This is a genomic window from Streptomyces sp. NPDC056580, assembly GCF_042793175.1.
Classification (GTDB): Bacteria; Actinomycetota; Actinomycetes; order Streptomycetales; family Streptomycetaceae; genus Streptomyces.
Genome location: NZ_JBHTVE010000048.1, coordinates 1 through 1,349, shown reverse-complemented (window position 1 = coordinate 1,349; position 1,349 = coordinate 1). Strand labels below are relative to the sequence as shown.

Annotated in this window: 1 protein-coding gene; it reads right to left on the bottom strand. The window is 66.0% G+C overall.

Annotation, left to right across the window (positions count from 1 at the left end; genetic code table 11):
- On the bottom strand, positions 1-1,349 hold a 1,349-nt coding region (dnaE, locus tag ACFQ9Z_RS39320), incomplete at both ends, for a DNA polymerase III subunit alpha (RefSeq protein ID WP_383031939.1).

The following is a 1,349-nucleotide window of genomic DNA, read 5'->3' as shown; positions in this document are numbered from 1 at the left end:
CCGGCCTGGAAGATCGTGAAGTTCTTCGCCAGTTCGTCGGGCTTCTTCTTGCCCATGACGCGGCGCAGGATGTCGGCCTCGCCGAGCGAGTAGCCCGCGATGATCTGGGCGGCCTTCTGCACCTGCTCCTGGTAGACGATCAGGCCGTAGGTGACGGCCAGGACCTCCTGGAGGGGCTCCTCCAGCTCCTTGTGGATCGGGGTGATCTCCTGCTGCTTGTTCTTGCGCAGGGCGTAGTTCGTGTGCGAGTTCATGCCCATCGGGCCCGGCCGGTACAGGGCCGACACGGCGGAGATGTCCTCGAAGTTGTCGGGCTTCATCAGCCGGAGCAGCGAGCGCATCGGGCCGCCGTCGAACTGGAAGACGCCGAGGGTGTCACCGCGCTGGAGCAGTTCGAAGGTCGTGGGGTCGTCGAGCGGCAGGGAGAGCAGGTCGATGTCGAGGCCCTTGTTGGCCTTCACCATCTTGACCGCGTCGTCCATGATCGTCAGGTTGCGCAGGCCCAGGAAGTCCATCTTCAGCAGGCCGAGCGACTCACAGCTCGGGTAGTCCCACTGCGTGATGGTCACGCCGTCGGTGTGCCTGACCCAGACCGGGACGTGCTCGGTGATGGTCTCGCTGGACATGATCACACCGGCGGCGTGCACACCCATCTGCCGGACCAGGCCCTCCACACCGCGCGCGGTGTCGATGACCTTCTTCACGTCCGGCTCGTTCTCGTACATCCCGCGGACCTCGCCGGCCTCCGAGTAGCGCGGGTGCTGCGGGTCGGTGATGCCGGAGAGCGGGATGCCCTTGCCGAGGACGTCGGCGGGCATGGCCTTGGTGATGCGGTCGCCCATCGCGTACGGGTAGCCCAGCACGCGCGCGGAGTCCTTGATCGCGTTCTTGGCCTTGATGGTGCCGTAGGTGCCGATCATGGCGACCTTGTCGGCGCCGTACTTCTCGGTCACGTACCTGATCACCTCGACGCGCCTGCGCTCGTCGAAGTCGATGTCGACGTCGGGCATGGAGATGCGCTCGGGATTGAGGAACCGCTCGAAGATCAGGCCGTGCGGGATCGGGTCGAGGTCGGTGATGCCCATCGCGTAGGCGACGATCGAGCCGGCCGCGGAGCCGCGGCCGGGGCCGACGGCGATCCCGTTGTTCTTGGCCCACATGATGAAGTCGGCGACGACGAGGAAGTAGCCGGGGAAGCCCATCGAGATGATGACGTCCATCTCGTAGTCGGCCTGCTTCTGGCGGTCCTCGGGGATGCCGCCGGGGAAGCGGCGCTCCATGCCGCGGCGCACCTCCTCCTTGAACCAGGTGACCTCGGTGTAGCCCTCGGGGATGTCGAACTTCGGCAT